This is a genomic window from Plantibacter sp. CFBP 8798 (assembly GCF_014841195.1).
Classification (GTDB): Bacteria; Actinomycetota; Actinomycetes; order Actinomycetales; family Microbacteriaceae; genus Plantibacter; species Plantibacter auratus.
Genome location: NZ_JACYTS010000001.1, coordinates 948356 through 962984, shown reverse-complemented (window position 1 = coordinate 962984; position 14629 = coordinate 948356). Strand labels below are relative to the sequence as shown.

General features: G+C 70.3%; 14 protein-coding genes. 6 read left to right on the top strand and 8 right to left on the bottom strand.

The genetic code is table 11. The annotated features are described in order from the left end of the window. The first annotated feature begins 9 nt into the window (after window positions 1–9). On the top strand, window positions 10–591 hold the full coding sequence (locus IFU30_RS04610) for a nitroreductase family protein (RefSeq protein WP_192004466.1): 582 nt from the start codon (window positions 10–12) through the stop codon (window positions 589–591). A gap of 167 nt (window positions 592–758) precedes the next feature. On the opposite strand, the gene IFU30_RS04605 is transcribed toward IFU30_RS04610, so the two are convergent. The 4 genes from IFU30_RS04605 to IFU30_RS04590 form a co-directional block, all read right to left on the bottom strand. Then, complete coding sequence (locus IFU30_RS04605) at window positions 759–1412, bottom strand: DUF1345 domain-containing protein (RefSeq protein WP_229940487.1); 654 nt, start codon at window positions 1410–1412, stop codon at window positions 759–761. Between the two features lie 60 nt (window positions 1413–1472). Beyond that, window positions 1473–1892, bottom strand: a complete 420-nt coding sequence (locus IFU30_RS04600; protein ID WP_159877549.1) for a hypothetical protein — start codon at window positions 1890–1892, stop codon at window positions 1473–1475. An 87-nt stretch (window positions 1893–1979) separates the two neighbouring features. Beyond that, window positions 1980–2957, bottom strand: a complete 978-nt coding sequence (locus IFU30_RS04595; protein ID WP_192004465.1) for a PrsW family glutamic-type intramembrane protease — start codon at window positions 2955–2957, stop codon at window positions 1980–1982. A 223-nt stretch (window positions 2958–3180) separates the two neighbouring features. Then, window positions 3181–5343 (bottom strand): ATP-dependent Clp protease ATP-binding subunit, encoded by a 2163-nt coding sequence (locus IFU30_RS04590; RefSeq protein ID WP_192004464.1) that lies wholly within the window; start codon window positions 5341–5343, stop codon window positions 3181–3183. A 122-nt stretch (window positions 5344–5465) separates the two neighbouring features. Between IFU30_RS04590 and IFU30_RS04585 the strand changes: the two genes are divergently transcribed. Genes IFU30_RS04585 through IFU30_RS04570 form a run of 4 tightly spaced genes read left to right on the top strand, consistent with a single transcriptional unit; the run spans window position 5466 to window position 9336 of the window. Continuing rightward, entirely contained in the window at window positions 5466–6416 is a 951-nt protein-coding gene (locus IFU30_RS04585) for a siderophore-interacting protein (RefSeq protein ID WP_192004463.1), read from the top strand. Window positions 6417–6420: 4 nt separating this feature from the next. Beyond that, window positions 6421–7491 (top strand): iron chelate uptake ABC transporter family permease subunit, encoded by a 1071-nt coding sequence (locus tag IFU30_RS04580; protein WP_342450800.1) that lies wholly within the window; start codon window positions 6421–6423, stop codon window positions 7489–7491. Next, window positions 7488–8531, top strand: coding sequence for an iron chelate uptake ABC transporter family permease subunit (locus IFU30_RS04575; RefSeq protein WP_192004462.1), 1044 nt, complete (start codon window positions 7488–7490; stop codon window positions 8529–8531). Before IFU30_RS04580 ends, IFU30_RS04575 begins: the two co-directional genes overlap by 4 nt. Window position 8532: 1 nt before the next feature. Next, window positions 8533–9336, top strand: coding sequence for an ABC transporter ATP-binding protein (locus IFU30_RS04570; RefSeq protein WP_192004461.1), 804 nt, complete (start codon window positions 8533–8535; stop codon window positions 9334–9336). Window positions 9337–9355: 19 nt separating this feature from the next. Here the strand turns inward: IFU30_RS04570 and IFU30_RS04565 are convergent, their stop codons facing one another. Beyond that, complete coding sequence (locus tag IFU30_RS04565) at window positions 9356–10204, bottom strand: hypothetical protein (RefSeq protein WP_192004460.1); 849 nt, start codon at window positions 10202–10204, stop codon at window positions 9356–9358. After that, the gene (locus IFU30_RS04560) at window positions 10195–10761 is read right to left on the bottom strand and encodes a hypothetical protein (RefSeq protein WP_192004459.1); all 567 of its coding nucleotides are present in this window, start codon (window positions 10759–10761) and stop codon (window positions 10195–10197) included. Before IFU30_RS04560 ends, IFU30_RS04565 begins: the two co-directional genes overlap by 10 nt. 290 nt (window positions 10762–11051) lie before the next feature. Here IFU30_RS04560 and IFU30_RS04555 point away from each other — a divergent pair, with 290 nt between their 5' ends. After that, complete coding sequence (locus IFU30_RS04555; protein ID WP_197977379.1) at window positions 11052–12053, top strand: ABC transporter substrate-binding protein; 1002 nt, start codon at window positions 11052–11054, stop codon at window positions 12051–12053. A 112-nt stretch (window positions 12054–12165) separates the two neighbouring features. Here IFU30_RS04555 and IFU30_RS04550 read toward each other — a convergent pair whose 3' ends face one another. After that, on the bottom strand, window positions 12166–13908 hold the full coding sequence (locus IFU30_RS04550) for a hypothetical protein (protein WP_192004458.1): 1743 nt from the start codon (window positions 13906–13908) through the stop codon (window positions 12166–12168). Further along, window positions 13905–14573: an ABC transporter ATP-binding protein gene (locus tag IFU30_RS04545; RefSeq protein WP_192004457.1), complete on the bottom strand. Its 669-nt coding sequence runs from the start codon at window positions 14571–14573 to the stop codon at window positions 13905–13907. Before IFU30_RS04545 ends, IFU30_RS04550 begins: the two co-directional genes overlap by 4 nt. Window positions 14574–14629 lie beyond the last annotated feature (56 nt).

The following is a 14629-nucleotide window of genomic DNA, read 5'->3' as shown; positions in this document are numbered from 1 at the left end:
GGAGACCGCATGTCCATCGTCACCCGTACCGCCCAGACCGACGCCCCCATCCTCGACGTCCTCGCCGACCGTTGGAGCCCCCGCGCCTTCGTGAGCGAGCCCGTCGCCGTAGCGAAGATGGCTTCGGCCCTGGAAGCCGCGCGTTGGTCGCCGAGCGCCAACAACGTGCAGCCCTGGCGGTTCATCGTCGGCACCAAGGGGACCGCCACGTTCGACACGATCGCTGAGCAGCTGGTGGCCTTCAACCGTGGTTGGGCCGCTCAGGCCGGCGCGCTCATCGTCGCCGTCGCCGAGACGCTCGACGACGAGGGCAACGAGCGCCCCTGGGCCATCTACGACCTCGGCCAGGCGATGGCCCACCTGAGCATCCAGGCCCACAGCGACGGTCTCTTCGCGCATCAGATGGCCGGCTTCTCCGCCGACGGCATCCGCGAGGCGTTCTCGCTGCCGGACGGCCTCGTGCCGTTCACCGTCACCGCGCTCGGCGAGCTCGGCGAACCCGAGCTCCTGCCCGAGGGCATGCTCCGCGACCGCGAGACCGCTCCGCGTGAGCGTCGTCCCCTCGCCGACCTCGTGATCGTCCAGGAGTAGTCCGCTCGGTTCCTGCACCACCACGCTGCGCAGTCCGGTTCGCCGGGCTGCGCAGTCGTCGTTCGCGGGGCTCATTGTCGTCGTAACCGGTCCCTGAGCACCGTCCCCGGTCCCTGCCCTTCGACAGGCTCAGGAACCGCCTGTCGAAGGGCGTGTCCGTCGCGCCGCTACAGCCCCGCGACGAGGTTGATGACGGTCGCCAGGATCACGGAGCCGAAGAGGTACGACAGCAGGGTGTGCTTGAGGACGGTGCGGCGCAGCTCGCTGGACCGCAGCGTCGTGTCGGATACCTGGTAGGTCATGCCGAGGTCGAACGAGAGGTAGGCGAAGTCACTGTACTGCGGCGCCTCCTCCTGGTTGAAGTCGATACCGCCCTCCGGCGCCGCGAAGTACATGCGCGCGTACCGCAGGGTGTAGATCGTGTGGATGAGCGCCCAGGAGAGCGCCACGCTCACGACCGCGAACCCGGCGAGCACGCCCTGCTCGACCCCGGAGGACGCCCTCGCCTGCAGGATGACGACACTCAGGGCCACGAGGCTCCCGACACTCGCGAGCACGATGAGCACCTCGCTGGTCGTCCGCCCGGGCTCCTCCGAGGTCGCGTGTTCGCGCGTCCGCTCCGGGCCCATCCGCCAGATGCGGATCCAGAGGGAACCGACGAAGACCACGCACGTGGTCCCCCAACCGGCGAGGATCGCACCCGCCCAGAACCAGTTCAGGCCGACGATCACGCCCACGGCGACACCGACGAGGGCGGAGACGGTCAACCGGAGCTTCGCGCCGTGCCGCACCATGATCGTTCCGGACGTCGATGAGCTCACGAGCTGATCGTGGCACCGTCCGCGGAGCGCGTGACGCAGACTCGCGGCCGACGCCGCACCTCACACCGCTTCGACGAACAACTCCTCCAACTCGGCGAAGACGCCGACGGCGAGGCGCTCGAACTGCTCGGCGCTCAGCAGGATCGTCTCGCCCGGGACGAGGCCGGTGAACGACGTCCCCTCGGCGTACTGCAGGACGGTCCCCACCGTGAACACCCGGTCGTGGTCGAGGATCGACGCGACGATGAGTTCGAGCTCGTTGAGGGCCCCGGGACCTTTGCCGAGCACCGAGCGCACCCGGTGGACGAACGGCCGGTCGAGCACCAGGGTGAGGCCGGTGAAGAACTCGGGGTCGACCACGGCCAGTGCTGCGGGGTCCGCTCCGGCCTCGGCCAGCGTCTCGCGTCCGGCGACGAGCGCGGCGATCATCGTCTTCGCCTGGTCGACCTCTCGCTGTTCGAAGGTCTTGCGTCCCAGCATGGGTGTCTCCTCGGCGTCGCGGATCGGGTGCGCTTCACGCTACTCCCCGGCACGCCCGGATCACAGCAGGCCTCGCGCGTCCGTTGGTCAGGCCTGCTTCCGCTCGCGACGCGGGACGTGGAGCGACACGACGCCGGCCTCGCGGTTGATGCGACGGACCCGTGCCCGCCAGATGAGCGCGAATGCGACGACGAGCACGATCAGGGCCGGCACGGCGAGCATCTTGAGCACCGGCATGCTCGGGAACAGCAGCCCCCAGAGCACGGCGTTGCCGTCCCAGAGGCCGTGCATGACCGCGACGAGCAGGTAGGTCAGGAGCACGCCCACGGTGATCCGGAACCGGCCGTTGCGTGTGGCCGCGAACAGCGCCGCGGCGAACAGTGCCGTCCACAGCGGGTGTCCGACCGGGTCGAAGATCGTCCGGGCGAACGCGGCCCCGGCCGCTTGGAACGCCGGGTGCGAGAGGATCGTCTCGAGTGGTGGCGAACCGGCGGTGAGCTTCTGGGAGGCTTCGACCCCGTCCGCCCACCCTTGCCCGATGTACCAGAGGTTCTCGAGGACGGCGAAGCCGATCCCGACGGCGCCGCCGACGAAGAGCCCGCCCCGGGCGGTCTTCACCGGCAGCCGCCACGCCACGATCACGACGGCGATGATCTTCGCCAGCTCCTCGGCGACCCCGGCGAAGAACAGCCCGATGTCGTGCGGGTTCTCACCGGCATCGGTCGCGGCGACGCCGATGAGGGAGTCGAAGGTGCTGCCGAGCGTGATGGCGATGAAGCCTCCGACCAGGACCGCCCAGAGGAGCGTCGCCGTCGTGACGCCGTCGCCCGACTGGAGACGTCGGGCCATGATGAGCAGCAGGGTGGACGCGGCCAGCCCCGAGCCGAGCAGGATCCACGCGGGGATCACCGCCGGGTTGCCGAGGAGGACGTGCGGCACCAGCAGCAGGAACAGCCAGAGGGCCAGGCCGCCGAAGAAGAACCAGGCGGGGGCGTGCGCGTGACGCCAGAGGGGCACGGCGGTGTCGCTGGTCTCAGGCGTCGTGCTCGGGGCTGCGTGTGACATCGGGTCCTCTCAGGGCGCGCCGATCGGGCCCACCGCGAGGATCACGCTAGTGCGCGGCATCCGTCGCGCACCAGGGGTTTCCTCCCCCACTCGGGGGTCACGGCCAGCGCGGTGCTGTCGCGCGAGAGCGGGGCATACGCGTGAGCGCGCCCCTCCGGAGGGGCGCGCTCACATCGGTGGGTCGCGCTCGGGTCAGCGCACCGCGCTGGCCGCAAGCAGCCGGCTAGGCCGGGACCGCCGCGCGCTCCACCGTCAGGCCGTCGCCGTCGAGCGCCAGGCCCACGTGCACGGTGTCGCCGTCGCGGATCGAGCCGTCGAGGATCGCCCGCGCGAGGCGGTCGTCGATCTCCCGCTGCATGAGTCGACGCAGCGGACGCGCGCCGTACATCGGGTCGTATCCGCGCTCCGCGAGCCACGCACGGGCGTCGGGCGTGACGGCGAGGTGGAGCCGACGCTCACCCAGTCGGCGCTGCAGGCGGTCGATGTACAGCTCGACGATCTGGCCGAGCTCCGCCTCGCTGAGCGGCTGGAACACGACGATGTCGTCGAGACGGTTGATGAACTCCGGCTTGAACGCCTGGCGCACGAGCTGCTGCACTGCCTCCTCCTTCTGCTCGAGGGAGAGCGAGGCATCCATCAGGTACTGCGAGCCGAGGTTGGAGGTCAGCACGAGGATGACGTTCCGGAAGTCGACGGTGCGCCCCTGTCCATCGGTCAGCCGACCGTCGTCGAGCACCTGCAGGAGGATGTCGAACACCTCGGGGTGCGCCTTCTCGACCTCGTCGAGCAGCACGACGGAGTACGGGCGTCGACGAACGGCCTCGGTGAGCTGCCCGCCCTGCTCGTAGCCGACGTACCCCGGAGGTGCACCGACGAGCCGGGAGACCGAGTGCTTCTCGCCGTACTCGGACATGTCGATGCGGACCATGGCCTTCTCGTCGTCGAAGAGGAACTCGGCGAGCGCCTTGGCCAGCTCGGTCTTGCCGACGCCGGTGGGGCCGAGGAACATGAACGAACCGGTCGGGCGGTCGGGGTCGGAGATGCCGGCCCGGGTGCGCCGGACGGCGTCGGACACGGCGGCGACCGCACGGTGCTGCCCGATGAGTCGGCGGGACAGCTCCTGCTCGAGGTGCAGCAGTTTCTCCGTCTCGCCCTGCAACAGGCGACCGACGGGGATGCCGGTCCACGCGGCGATGACAGCGGCGATGTCCTCGGCGGTCACCTGGTCGTTGACCATCCGGGGCTCGCCGTCGGTGTCCTGCTCGGCCGACTCCGCGAGCGCGAGTTCGCGTTCGAGCTGCGGGATGTCGGCGTAGAGGAGCTTGGACGCCTGTTCGAGCTTGCCCTCGCGCTGGGCGCGTTCGGCCTTGCTCCGGGCGGCGTCGAGCTGCTTCTTGAGGTCGCCGACCCGGTTGAGGCTCGCACGCTCGCGCTCCCAGCGCGCCTGCAGCTCGCCGAGCGCGGCCTGGCGGGTCGCGAGGTCCTCCCGGAGGCGGGCGAGGCGCTCCTTGGAGGCGTCGTCCTTCTCCTTCTTCAGGGCGAGCTCCTCGAGCTTCAGGCGGTCGACGCTGCGTCGCAGTTCGTCGATCTCGACGGGTGCCGAGTCGATCTCCATGCGCAGTCGGCTGGCAGCCTCGTCGATGAGGTCGATCGCCTTGTCGGGCAGCTGCCGCGACGTGATGTAGCGGTTGGACAGGGCTGCTGCGGCGACGAGCGCGTTGTCGGCGATGGCCACCTTGTGGTGCGCCTCGTACCGCTCCTTGAGGCCACGGAGGATGGCGACCGTGTCCTCGACGCTCGGCTCACCCACGAACACCTGCTGGAAGCGACGCTCCATGGCGGCGTCCTTCTCGATGAACTCGCGGTACTCGTCGAGCGTGGTCGCGCCGATGAGCCGGAGCTCACCGCGGGCGAGCATGGGCTTCAGCATGTTGGCCGCGGCTACGGACCCTTCGCCGCCACCGGCGCCCATGAGGACGTGGAGCTCGTCGATGAAGGTGATGATCTGTCCGTCGGACTCGTCGATCTCCTTGAGCACCGCCTTGAGGCGCTCCTCGAACTGCCCGCGGTACATGGCACCCGCCACGAGCGCGGAGAGGTCGAGGGAGATGAGCTGCTTGCCCTTGAGGCTCTCGGCGACGTCGCCCGCGACGATGCGCTGGGCGAGGCCTTCGACGACGGCGGTCTTGCCGACGCCGGGCTCGCCGATGAGGACGGGGTTGTTCTTGGTGCGTCGCGTGAGCACCTGGCTCACGCGGCGGATCTCGGCGTCGCGGCCGATGACCGGATCGAGCTTGCCGGAGGCGGCGATCTCGGTCAGGTTGACGCCGTACTGCTCGAGCGCGCTGCGCTGATCGTCTTGCTGAGGCGTCTGGCCTGCTGGCATGGGTACGGTCTCCTGTTCAAAACTTGAGTGGATGTGACTCAAGTTTACCACCGCCACTCTCTGCCGACAAGATGCGATCGGCAGGTGATCTCCAGCGCATCGAAGGGTAGGCTTACCTATCGATGCCTCGCCTCAGTGAACAGACCCCCGACTCGATCTTCATCCTCCTCGCAGCCGTCGTCCGGCGCATCGAGCAGGTGAGCCCGAGCTATCGGCGATTCACGTTCACCGGCCCCGAGGTCCAGCACATCGCGGACAACCGTCACGACCAGCGCATCAAGCTGCTCTTCCCGCTGCCCGACACCGGTTTCGACGAGCTGCCGATGCACGACGACTGGTACCAGGCGTGGCGACTGCTGCCGAACGACAAGCGTCACCCGATGCGCACGTACACGATCCGCGAGGTCCGGCCCGAGCTCGCCGAGTTCGACGTCGACATCGCGCTGCACGGCCGCGTCGGCCCCGCGTCCACCTGGGCGATGGACGCGAAGGTCGGCGACGAGCTCGTCGTCAACGTCCCCAACGCCCGGTCGGCCGTCCCGGCCGGCGGCATCGACTGGCACGCGCCGGCCACCGTCGACCAGGTGCTCCTCGCCGGCGACGAGACGGCCCTGCCCGGGATCGCCGGGATCCTCGAGCGCCTGCCGAGCACCGCGCGCGGGATCGCGGTCGTCGAGCTGCCGCACGAGGACGACATCGCCGCGCTGTCCACGAAGCCCGACGGGGTCGAGGTCGTCGTCCTCCCCCGCGGCGACCAGCCCGTGGGCACCCTGCTCATCCCCGAGGTCGAGCGCATCGCGAGCCGCCTCGCGCCGAGCGTCGACACCGCCACGATCGCCACGCAGCCGGCACTCGAGGACATCGACGTCGACACCGAGCTGCTCTGGGAAGCGCCGGTCAACGCGACCGGAGGCCCCGTCCTCGAGAGCGCACCGCTCTACGCGTGGCTCGCCGGAGAGGCGTCGGCGATCAAGACGCTCCGCCGACACCTCGTCTCCGGGTGCGGCGTCGACCGCAAGTCGGTCGCGTTCATGGGCTACTGGCGACACGGCAAGGCCGAAGACAACCGATGAGCCGGTGAGCGCCGACCTCGACAGCCTGCGGCTCCCGACCGCGGCCGCCCGCGCACGAGAGGCGTCGACCGGCATCGCCCGATCGACCGCGTCGCGCTGGCTCCTACTCGTCGCCGCGCTCGTCGTGCTCGCCGCCATCGCCGCGGGCAGCCTCTTCATCGGCTCGGGGACGATCAGTGCCGCCGAGGTCTGGCGGGCACTGTCACAGGGCGGCGACGACACCAATGCGATCCTCGTCACCGGGTTCCGGGTGCCGCGCATGCTCCTGGCCATCGGCGTCGGTGCGGCGCTCGGCCTCGCCGGAGCGATGATGCAGGCCGTCACGCGGAACCCGCTCGCCGACCCCGGCATCCTCGGCGTCAACGCCGGGGCGTACATCGCGGTCGTGCTCGCCGTCGCCATCGCCGGCACCGCCGACCTGAGCTCCTACGTGTGGTGGTCCTTCGCCGGCGCGGGCCTGGCCTCCGTCATCGTGTACGTGATCGGCTCCCGGGGCCGCGCCGGGGCGACCCCGGTGCGTCTCGTCCTCGCCGGTGTCGCGCTCTCCGCAGCGCTCCAGGGGGTGACCTTCGCCATCACGATCCGCAACCCCGACATCTTCGACAAGATCCGCTTCTGGCAGGCCGGCTCGCTGCAGAACCGCCAGATGGACGTGTTCCTCGGGGTGCTGCCGTTCCTCGTCGTCGGGGTCGTCCTCGCCCTCGTCGTCTCCCGATCACTCAACGCCGTCGCCCTCGGAGACGACCTCGCGACCTCACTCGGCACGAAGGTGCTCCGGACGCGGGTGCTGTCGGTCGTCGCGATCACCCTGTTGTGCGGCTCGGCCACCGCGGCGGCCGGACCGATCGCCTTCCTCGGACTGATGTCGCCCTACCTCGCCCGGGCCGTCGTCGGACCGGACCAGCGCTGGGTACTGCCGTTCACGATGGTGTTCGCGCCGATCATCTTCCTGCTGTCCGACCTCGTCGGGCGGGTCGCCGTCCCCGGCGAGATGCCGGTCGGGATCGTCACGGCGTTCGTGGGTGCCCCGCTCCTCATCGTGCTCATCCGCCGTTCGAAGGCGCAGGGGCTGTGACCGCGGTCGCCGAGCCGGGCCGGCGCACCGTGCGGATCGGTCGGGTCAGCTGGGTGGTCCACCGGCGTGAGCTGATCGTCGTCGGCGCTCTGGTCGCCGTCATCGTGGGGGTCGGCGCCTTCGCGCTCACCCAGGGCGAGTACCGCATCCCGCTCGACAAACTGCTCGCCGCGTTCACCGGCACGGGTTCGGAGAGCGTCGTCCGCATCGTGTTGGAGTGGCGCCTGCCGCGGGTCGTGATCGCCGTCGTCGGCGGGATCGCTCTCGGGCTCTCCGGCGCGATCTTCCAATCGATCACCCGGAACCCACTCGGCAGCCCCGACATCATCGGGTTCAACTCCGGCGCGTTCACCGGCGCGCTCATCGTCACCCTCGTCGTCGGCGGGAACTATGCGGCGATGGTCTCCGGGGCGTTGATCGGCGGGCTCGCGACGGCCCTCGTCGTCTACCTCCTCGCGTGGTCCCGGGGCGTCCAGGGGTTCCGGCTCATCGTGATCGGCATCGCGATCAGCGCCGTCCTCAACGCGTTCAACGACTACCTGCAGCTGCGGGCGGACCTCAACGCCGCCATCGCCGCTGCCAGCTGGGGCATGGGTTCGCTCGCCGACCTCGGGTGGCAGGACGTCGTGCCCGTGACGATCGCGGTCGCGGTCCTCGTCCCCATCCTCGCGCTCATGTCCCGCCGACTCGGCATGCTGGAGTTCGGCGACGACATCGCGAGCGCCCTCGGCATCCCGGTCGAACGCACACGGCTGCTGCTGCTCGTGATCGGGGTCGCCCTCACCGCGACCGTCACCGCGGTCGCCGGCCCGATCGTCTTCGTCGCCCTCGCCGCACCCCAACTCGCCCGGCGGCTGACGAAGTCCGCCGGCATCACCCTCGTCCCCTCGGCCGCCATGGGTGCGGCGTTGCTCCTCGTGAGCGACGTCGTGGCTCAGCGGGTCATCGCCCCGGCCGCCCTGCCGGTCGGTGCGGTGACCGTGACCCTCGGCGGCATCTACCTCATCGCCCTGCTCATCACGCAGGCGGGAAAGCGCTGACATGAAGACCGACACCCCCACCACGAGACTCGCCGGAACCGGCCTCCGCGTCGGCTACGACCAGCGGACGATCATCCACGAGCTGGACATCGCGATCCCCGACGACTCGTTCACGGTCATCGTCGGCCCGAACGCCTGCGGCAAGTCGACGCTCCTGCGTGCCCTCGCCCGGCTGCTGAAGCCGACGCAGGGACAGGTCGTGCTCGACGGTCAGGAGATCACGCGGTACCCGTCGAAGGAGGTCGCGAAGCGCATCGGGCTGCTGCCGCAGACCTCGATCGCTCCGGACGGCATCTCCGTGATCGACCTCGTGTCGCGTGGCCGGTACCCGCACCAGTCGCTCCTCCGACGCTGGTCGGCGGCCGATGAGGCGGCGGTGCTCGCGGCGATGGAGGCGACGAACGTCACGGAGCTGTCCGGTCGCCTCGTCGACGAACTGTCCGGCGGCCAGCGCCAACGGGTGTGGGTGGCGATGGCCCTCGCTCAGGAGACGCCGTTGCTGCTGCTCGACGAGCCGACGACCTTCCTCGACATCACGCATCAGGTGGAGCTGCTCGACCTCTTCACCCGGCTCAACCAGGAGGGTGGCCGCACCCTCGTCGCGGTCCTGCACGACCTCAACCAGGCTGCGCGATACGCGACGCACCTGATCGCGATGCGCGACGGTCACGTGGTCGCGCAGGGTGCGCCGGCGGACATCGTGACGGCCGAACTCGTCGAGGAGGTCTTCGGGCTCCGCTGCCGGATCATCGACGATCCCGAGTCGCACACGCCGCTCGTCATCCCGCTGATGGGCGCGCACTGACCCGTGTTTCTGGCCGGCGTCAGCAGCCGATGGCTGGTTTGCCGGGGCGGCAGGGTTTGTCGACGCCGACGGTCGAGTTGCGCACGATCTGGACCGTGTGGGGTTCTTCGGTCGGGATCGAGAGGGTTCCGACGACGGGAAGCCACCCGCTGTCGCCGATGCGGTATTCGGCGGCGTACTCGACTTCGACGGTGATGGTCTTCGTCCCGACCGTCGTGTAGCGGTGGCTGGTCGGGGTCTTGGAGAACTCCGCGAGTCCGAGCGACGCCCACGAGGATCCGCCGGTCCGGGTGGTGGTCGTGTCGCCGTCGCTGTAGTCGAAGGTGAATCCGACGGGGATGAAGTTCACCTCTGCGACCTGGCCCAAGAGGGTGCCGGTGCGGGTGTGTCCGGAAGCAGCTGCGATGACGTTGGTGTGGAGCCCGCGGACACCCCAGGCGGTGGGTTCGGTCGTGACGGTGGGGGCGGCGGGGGCGAAGCTGGCGACGTCGCGGATCGTGACGGGGGCCGCCGGTGCTGCTTCGAGGTCGGTGCCGAGGTCGCCGGGGGTGAAGGTGTAACACTCGTCCGGCCGCATGAGACTGCAGACCGTCCGCTCACCGTTGGGCCCGTCGGTCACACCGGGCGGCAGCTCCGCCGAGCCGCCTCCTTCGTCGTCGCCTCCGCCCGTTCCGCCGCCGGAACCAACGCCAGTGCCCGGGCGTTCGACGCTGCCACCGATGTCGACCGAACCGTTACCGATGCATCCCCAGATCGCATCCGCGGACCCGCAACTCGCGGCCCTCGCAGGTCCAGGAGCGGCCATTGTGGTCGTCACTCCCACGATGAGAGCCACGGCGAGCGTTGCAATTGCCGTCTTCACGCGCATGATGAAGCACCTTCTTCCGCATCCTTCGACGTGATGAGGAAGCGGCCGGAGCTTGCCGGGTCAACGCCGAGGGATATCTCGAATCCGATGGCGGGCAGGCGGTCAGGTTGCGGTTGGGGTTGACCGTTCGCATCCAAAATCTCGACGGATCCGATGATCTCGCATGCAAACGCTCGAGCGACGACTCCGACTGAGTCGGGCGAGTTGTAGAACTCGCGGACCTGGACACCGGACAGAGTTATATCTCCTCGGGTGCTGTAGCCACCATCGCGCATTCGGGAGTAGGCCTCGTATTCGATCGCCGCAACGTCGGCGGACGCGATCACATCGATGCGCTCCGGATTGACGCCTCCCTCATGAAGGATCGTGTTCGAGATGTCGAGGAACTGCTGATAGATCTCTGTCACCGCCGCAAGAGCCGCCTCCTCGTTCTCGAAGACCGGAGGCGTGCTCGTCGGTGGCAGGGCTGGCGCCGGGCCGGTGCAGGCCACCAGGCCCAGGAGTCCTGACACGAAGGCCAGCGTGGAAACAATTCGAGGCAGCGAGGTCTTTGGCATCCCTCGACGCTAAGCGCGCCCCGACTCCCGCCTAGGGTTATCCACAGAGCAAATATGCCTACACGGACATATGCCGCGCAAGTAGTCCGTGTGCCAGCGCGATGCGCTGACGCGAGCGCACCTCAGGGGACGTGAGCGCGGGTCTCCGGAGGGGTGCGCTCGCGTCAGTGACCCGCGCTCACGTCAGCGCACCGCGCTGGCCGAAGCACAAGCGTTACCGGGACGTGACTTGGGAAGCTTAGGCTTACCTCATACCCCACGTCTTCAACGGAAAGCAGATCATGCGCCGCATGCCCCGCACCCTCACCGCCGTCGCCGCCCTCGCGGTCGCCGGCCTCGCCCTCGCCGGCTGCACCGCCGGGTCCTCCACCGACGACGCCTCCACCGGCACGCTCGGCACCGTCGACACGATGTTCGGCGAGGTGACCGTCCCGGAGCCCGCCGGCGACCTCACCGTCGTCGCCCTCGGCTGGTCCGACGCGGAGATGGCGCTCTCCCTCGGCGTCGTGCCCGTCGGTGTCTACGACTGGCAGTCATTCGGCGCCGACAACAAGGCCGTCGGCCCATGGGCCACCGACCTGTTCGGTGACGTCACCCCCGAGATCATCGAGGACAGCGGCGACACGGTCAACTACGAGCAGATCCAGGCGCTCGAACCCGACCTCATCCTCAACACCCGGTCCGCCGGCGACGAGAAGCAGTACGAGCGGCTCTCGGAGATCGCCCCGACCGTCTTCGCACCCAAGGGGACCGCCGCGTTCGCGACCCCGTGGGACGTCCAGCTCGAGCAGGTCGCCGCCGCGCTCGGCAAGACCCAGGAGGGCGACGCACTCGTCTCCGCCACGAAGCAGTCGATCAACGAGGCCGCCGACCTCCACCAGGAGTTCGCCGGGCTCACCACCGTCGCCGCGACGAAGTTCGGCGACGCCTACGGCGCCTACCTCGAGGGCGACGGTCGCTTCGACATCCTCGCCGACCTCGGCTTCCAACAGAACCCGGCCGTCCTCGACCTCGAGGCCTCCGGTTTCTACGCGGCGGTCTCCGCCGAGCAGGTGTCCGCGTTCGACGCCGACGTCGCCGTCCTCCTCCCGATCGGGTTCAGCGCAGCCGACACCACCGCCGACCCGCTCCTCGCGAGCCTCCCCGTGGTGCAGGACGGTCGCGCGATCGTCCTCGACCCCGCCGACGAGCTCACGCAGGCCTACAGCGCGGCGTCCGTGCTGAGCATCCCCGTCGTCCTCGAGCAGCTCGTCCCGAAGCTCGCCGAGGCCGCCGCCAAGGTCGCGAAGTAGGGTCCAGCCCACCAGCACCACAGCAGGAGATCCGCGCGAGAGCCGGACGGAATCGCGTCTTCCGTCCGGCTCTCGCGCTGTTCTCCGGCTCTCACGCTGAGCGCCCCGACGCTCAGGCCGGCCGGGACAGCTTCCGCAACCGCGCGAACCCCAACGCCGCGACGATCACGAGCACCCCCACCAGCACCACGACGGCCGCACCCGGCGCCACCGGCGCCAGCGCGGTCAACCCACCACCGACGAGGAGCGCCAGCAGGATGGCGTCCGACTGCCAGAGCAGGACGTTCAGCGAGGAGGCATCGCCGAACGGCGTCGGGACGGGCATGAGCAGCAGGATCGGCAGCGGTCCCTTCGCGGCGTCGAACGTCCGGAGCACGACGATCCACACCGCGAGCAGCAGCCACCACCCGAGCGGCTGGAGGAGCGCCATCCCACCGGGAGCCGCGGAGGCGAGCACCCCGAGCAGGGCACCGATCCCACCGATCACGACCGCGGCCAGCAGCGGGGCGACGGCTCCGGCGAGCACGAGCGAGCGCGGGCTCCGACCGTAGAGCGTCGGCGTCCCGGCGCTCTCGACCCCGTGTCGCACCGCGTCGCACCAGACACCCACCGCGAGGTAGGCGAGGAACGCCGCGGGAACGGCGAGCATCCATCGCACGCCGTCCGGGAGCCCGAAGGAGAGACCGACCGCCGCACCTGACGCCGCCAGGATCAGCGAACCGAGGGCGACCCGCCCGGGTGTCCGCCGAGCTCCGACGATCGACCGCCGGAGGACGACGAGCCAGAACGGCCCGGTCATCCGCAGCGGGACACGGCGACCGCTCGTCGGGGAGGCTCGCAGCCCGCCGACGGCACCCGAGGCATCGCCGCTCTGCAGCATCATCCCGACCCGCTGCCAGCGCAGCGCCTGGTCGAGGAGGGGTCCGCTCCGCAGCCCGTCCAGCGCCCTCGGAACGAGCTGGAGGGAGACCGCCCCGAGCACGACGAGCGCGACTGCCGGCCACCACGACACCGGCACCCCCACCGACGCGAACCAGCCACCGCCGCCACCCCAGGTGAAGAGCCCCGCCCAGTCCCCTGTCGCGAGCGCGCTGCCGAGCACCATGGCCTCGATGCCGCCAGCCACGGGCGACCAGAGGAGCCCCAGCCAGCCCCACGGCGAAACGAGCAGCATGCCGGGGACGAGGAGACCGAGCACTCCGCCCACACCGGCGACGATGACGACGGCGGCGACCGTCCGTCGCGAACCGTGCTGACCGAGCAGCCACGCCACCGCGAGGAGCAGGGAGAAGCCCACGGCACCGATCACGAAGGCCACCACGGCGGCGGGCACGGTCGGTCCGGTCATGCCGATCACCGAGGCCGTGTCGGCAGCCACTCCCACCGAGACGGTCGCCCGCTCCCCCGGCACCAGGAGTCGCGACAAGCCGACCACCCCGGCCACGAGGACCGAGAGCCCCGCGAGTGCGAGCGTGGATACGACGAAGGGACGCCGCAGCGTGAGCCGACGCGGCAGTGGCGAATCGGCGAGGAACTGCACCGCCGCGGGCCTCGGCACGACCGGTCCCCTCGTCCGACCACCGAGCACGACGACGATCGTCGCGATCGCCGAGAGCAGCGCGACCATCCCGGGCCGGACGGCCGCCACGACGCCCGCGGCATCCGGCTCGATCAGTCCGAGGACTGCGAACCGCACGAGCGGTGCGCCCACGATGAGTGCGACGAGCAGCGCGGCATAGACGACGAACGCGACGTCGGCGACCCGCGGACGCCCGTCGCGCGCGGCGAGCACCGCCCGGCCGGCGCGGAGGATCCGACGGTCGTCGCGCGAGATGTGCCCGGAATCGGTGCTCACGGGGCTTCGACCGTGATCGCCTCGTCCGCGACCCGTTCGACGAGCCCGGCGTCGTGGCTCGCGACGACGATGGCCGCCCCGCGCTCCTTCGCGAGCAGGATGCGGTCGGCGACGAGGCCGCGCCGCTCGGCGTCGAGGCGCTGCTCCGGTTCGTCGAGCACGAGGACGTCGAAGGGCCGGACGAGCGCCGTCGCCAGGGCGAACAGCTGCGACTGACCCGAGGACAGCTCGGTGGCGAAGCGGCGCGCGAGCGTGTCGATGCGCAGGGCCGCGAGCAGCTCGTCGGCGGCGTCGTCCGCCGCCTGGCCGGTCACACCCCAGGTCGTCGAGATGTAGCGCAGGTGTTCGCGCAGCGTCAGGTCCGGCGCGTAGGCCGGGGTGCCGATGAGGGCCGAGACGGAGCGACGCACCGTGCGGTCGCGGTCGTCGATGGTCCGGCCGCCGATCGTCGCCGTCCCGCTCGACGGACGCAGCCGTCCGCTGAGGATCCGCAGCAGGGTCGTCTTGCCCGATCCGTTCCGGCCCCGGACGGCGAGCGCCATCCCAGGCTCGACCCGGATGTCCGTCGGCGCCAGCAGGGTCTCCCCGTCGATCACCGCTCCGACGCCGTCCGCCTCGATCAGCGGCTGCATCGCGGCAACCGACTCCCCCTCGTGTCCCGACATCGTCCCATCCTCGCAGGCGTCCGCCGAGGTGTCCTCCACCGTGCGGCGGATCGCGC

Excerpts from the sequence above, each read along its gene's own strand:
- IFU30_RS04600 (WP_159877549.1), bottom strand. The coding sequence starts at position 1,892 with ATGCTGGGACGCAAGACCTTCGAACAGCGAGAGGTCGACCAGGCGAAG.
- IFU30_RS04610 (WP_192004466.1), top strand. The coding sequence starts at position 10 with ATGTCCATCGTCACCCGTACCGCCCAGACCGACGCCCCCATCCTCGAC.
- IFU30_RS04590 (WP_192004464.1), bottom strand. The coding sequence starts at position 5,343 with ATGCCAGCAGGCCAGACGCCTCAGCAAGACGATCAGCGCAGCGCGCTC.
- IFU30_RS04545 (WP_192004457.1), bottom strand. The coding sequence starts at position 14,573 with ATGTCGGGACACGAGGGGGAGTCGGTTGCCGCGATGCAGCCGCTGATC.
- IFU30_RS04595 (WP_192004465.1), bottom strand. The coding sequence starts at position 2,957 with ATGTCACACGCAGCCCCGAGCACGACGCCTGAGACCAGCGACACCGCC.
- IFU30_RS04560 (WP_192004459.1), bottom strand. The coding sequence starts at position 10,761 with ATGCCAAAGACCTCGCTGCCTCGAATTGTTTCCACGCTGGCCTTCGTG.
- IFU30_RS04585 (WP_192004463.1), top strand. The coding sequence starts at position 5,466 with ATGCCTCGCCTCAGTGAACAGACCCCCGACTCGATCTTCATCCTCCTC.
- IFU30_RS04555 (WP_197977379.1), top strand. The coding sequence starts at position 11,052 with ATGCCCCGCACCCTCACCGCCGTCGCCGCCCTCGCGGTCGCCGGCCTC.
- IFU30_RS04565 (WP_192004460.1), bottom strand. The coding sequence starts at position 10,204 with ATGCGCGTGAAGACGGCAATTGCAACGCTCGCCGTGGCTCTCATCGTG.
- IFU30_RS04570 (WP_192004461.1), top strand. The coding sequence starts at position 8,533 with ATGAAGACCGACACCCCCACCACGAGACTCGCCGGAACCGGCCTCCGC.